This window comes from Aminivibrio sp. (genome assembly GCF_016756745.1).
Taxonomy (GTDB): Bacteria; Synergistota; Synergistia; order Synergistales; family Aminobacteriaceae; genus Aminivibrio.
Genome location: NZ_JAESIH010000029.1, coordinates 1 through 3,545, shown reverse-complemented (window position 1 = coordinate 3,545; position 3,545 = coordinate 1). Strand labels below are relative to the sequence as shown.

The window sequence follows — 3,545 nt, the reverse complement described above, 5'->3', positions numbered from 1 at the left end:
TTCCAGCAGGGCCATGACGCCGGCGTAGTGTCCCTCTCTCAGGAAGCCCTCCCGGTCCAGGGCGTCCCGGAGGGCGGGAACGAACTCCTCCGGGAGGTAGACCTCCACTTTCAGATATTCCGGCATTTTTATTCCTCCCCGGCGGGCAGGGCCTTGGTGAGCTCCGGAATGAAGGAGACGGAGACGGCCTCTCCTTCGGCGAATATCTGCCGGGCATCGGGGTTGTCCACCTGGACGAGGATTTCTCCCATCTCGGTGGCGACGAAGGATTCGATGCTGTGCCCGAGATAGACGTTGGTGGTCACCCGTCCGTCCAGGATGCCCTCTCCGGGCGGGAGGAGGGTGAGCGATTCAGGGCGGCACATGACGAGGGCGGGATCCCCGGCCCTGAGATCCGGGGAGAAGCGGGGAAGGGGAAAGGTCCTTCCCCTGACCTTTACGGTACAGTGCTCGTCCACCCCCGCCACCTCGGCGGGGAGAAAGGCCACTTTGCCGATGAATCCCGCCACGAAGGCGCTCGCCGGATCGCGGTAAACCTGGTGGGGCGATCCGATCTGCACGATCTTCCCCTTGTTCATGACGATAATCCTGTCCGAAAGGCTCATGGCCTCGACCCGGTCGTGGGTCACGTAGGCGGCGGTGATGCCGAGGGATTTCTGGATGCGGCGGATCTCCACCCGCATCTGCTCGCGGAGCAGGGCGTCGAGGTTCGACAGGGGCTCGTCCAGCAGAAGGACCGCAGGCTCCACGATGAGAGAACGGGCCAGGGCGACCCGCTGCTGCTGTCCTCCCGAAAGACGGGAGGGGGGACGTTTCGCCAGGGTGTCGAGGCCCACCATGCCGAGAAAGCGCATGACCTTCCCGCTGATCTCCTTCTCCGGCATCTTTCTGAGCCTGAGGCCGTAGGCCACGTTGTCGAAGACGTTCATGTGGGGGAAGAGCCCGTAGCTCTGGAAGACCATGGCGGTATCCCGCCTGTTGGGGGGGAGGTGGGTGATATCCTCGCTCCCGATGAGTACCCGGCCCCTGGTGGGCAGCTCGAACCCGGCGATCATGCGCAGCGTGGTGGTTTTGCCGCACCCCGAGGGTCCGAGAAGGGTAACCAGCTCGCCGGGGGCGATGACAAAATCCGCCTGCTCAACGGCGGTGATGTCCTTTCCGGACTGGGGATCCTGGAACACTTTCCACACGTTTTCAAGGGTGACTGATTTCGATATGTTTTCCATGGTTTGTCCCACCTCAGATGCTCATGGTCTTTGCGAGATTTTCGTTCTTCCGGACCACCAGCCGCAGAAGCCCGAAGGTCAGAAGGACGATCACGATGAGCGTCGTCGCGAGGACGCTCGCCAGGCCGAACCGCAGGTTTTCGGAGAAATTGTAGATGAGGACGGTCAGGTGGTACCACTTGGCGGAGATGAGGAAGATGACGGCGCTCACAGCCGTCATGGACCGGACGAAGGTGTAGGAGAGGCTGGAGATGAAGGCCGGCCGTATCAGCGGGAGGACGATGGTGCGGAACACCGTGGGGGTGTCGGCTCCGAGGTCCGCGGCCGCCTCTTCGATGGCCGGGTCGATCTGCTTCAGGGAGGCGAGTCCTCCCTCCACGCCCACGGGAAGTTCCCTGATGACGTAGTTGATCACGATGATGGCCGCCGTCCCGACGAGGATGAGGGGGGCCTTGTTGAAGGCCAGAATGTAGCTGATGCCCACCAGGGTGCCCGGAAGGGCGAAGGGGGTCAGGATGAGCATGTCGAGCAACCGCTTGCAGGGAAATTTCTTCCTTGCAAGCACAAGAGCGGCGATCATGGCCAGGATGCCCGCGATGGGCGTGGCCGCGCCTGCGAGCGTCATGGTGTCAAGGAGCACCCTCCATCCCCGCTCGAAGGCCTCCCTGAAGTTGGCCAGGCTGAAGCTGTAGTCGATGCCCCAGTTCTTCACGAAGCACCCGGCGATGATGGTTCCGTAGAGGCTCAGAAGGAAGAGGACGATCAGGACCATCAGGGTGACCAGAATACGCTTCACCGCCGGCGACACGAGCTCCGTCATGCGGCCCGAGGGTTTCCCCGTGACGGTGACGTAGGATTTGCGGCTTACCCAGTACCGCTGGGCAAGAAAGGCGGACAGGGTGGGCAGGAGCAGCAGCAGGGAAAGAGCGGCCCCGTGGCCGAGGCGGTTCATTCCCGTGACCTCCATGTAGGATTCCACGGAAAGCACCCGGAAGCTCCCGGAGAGAATCAGGGGGTTCGCGAAATCGGCCAGAGAGTTGGTGAACACCAGGAGCCAGGAGCTGAGCAGTCCGGGCACCGAGAGAGGGAGGGTCACCGTTTTGAAGGTTTCCCATCGGTTGGCCCTCAGGTTCAGTGCGGCATCCTCCAGGGTGGAGTCGATGGCTTCGAGGATGCCCACCATGGTGAGGAAGGCGATGGGGAACATCCCCATGGTCTGGACCAGGGTCAGCCCGCCGAGCCCGTAGATGGTGAAATTCTCCAGTCCGAGGACCTGTTTCGTGATAAGGCCATTGTTGCCGAAGAGCAGAATAATGGACAGGGTGAGGGAAAAGGGGGGCGAGATAATGGGAAGAGTCGCCATGGCGGAGAAGAACTTCTTCCCCCGGATAGCCGTCCTCGAAATGACGAAAGCGAAGAGAAAACCTACGATCGTCGAAGCGGTGGCGGTGAAGGCCCCCAGGGTGATGCTGCCTCTCAGGGCGGTGACGTACTGCCTGGTGGTGAGGATGGATTTCCACGTTTCGAGCGAGAATTTTCCGTCCTTGAGAAAGGTCAGCCGGACCGCCTCGAAGAGGGGATAGGCGACGAACACCCCCACGATGGTGAAGAGGCCGAGGATGACATAGCCTGTGATGGGATCCCTGCTGTAGCTCGCCACGGCGAAGACGGCGGCGAAGAGAACCAGGGCGAGAAGAAAGAGCCCCCGCAGGAGGGAAAGAAACTGGTCGAAGTCTCCCGGAGAGAAGAGAAACACGGCGGTACCGGTGACGTCTCCGGTCTCGCCGTCATGGGCGGGAGCGAAGAGCACCCGCCGCTCCTCCCCGTCGAGAAAAAATCTCTGGGCAGGCTGGTACATTTCGTCGTACATGGCGCTCTCTATTCCCCTGGCGAAATCACGGTCCTTCCCGTGGAGCGCGAAGAATTCCCCGAGGGCGGGAGTGGGGGCGAAGATCTTCATGCCTTCCCTGTCTTCAGGAAAGCCCTTGAGAAAGAGAAGCTCGAAATCCCTGGAGGGGCCGCTGATGCGCCTGATCCAGCCGTCAATGGCTTCGTCTTTCGATGGGACCGAGCCCATGGCGACCTCGGCGGCCTTTTTGTAGTGGTTCTCGGCGATAGAGCCGAAGGATCCGGCCAGGGCATTGTACATCCAGAAGAGCAGGGAGGCGAAGAGCAGAACGGAGAAGGCCGGGGAGAAAAACTTTCTGGAAGGAATGGTCATCTCCTCCTTTTCCGGTGAAAGAATGAAGGGGTCCTGAGCAGGACCCCTTCCAGTTTCACGATTGCAGGCGCTCTTTACCTGGAAGCGCCGATTTCCTT

General features: G+C 61.3%; 2 protein-coding genes. Both read right to left on the bottom strand.

What is annotated here, in order from left to right; all coding sequences use genetic code 11:
- Positions 1-128: 128 nt before the first annotated feature.
- Entirely contained in the window at positions 129-1,226 is a 1,098-nt protein-coding gene (locus tag JMJ95_RS03320; RefSeq protein ID WP_290682626.1) for an ABC transporter ATP-binding protein, read from the bottom strand.
- Between the two features lie 13 nt (positions 1,227-1,239).
- Positions 1,240-3,447: an iron ABC transporter permease gene (locus JMJ95_RS03315; RefSeq protein WP_290682624.1), complete on the bottom strand. Its 2,208-nt coding sequence runs from the start codon at positions 3,445-3,447 to the stop codon at positions 1,240-1,242.
- Positions 3,448-3,545: the final 98 nt, after the last annotated feature.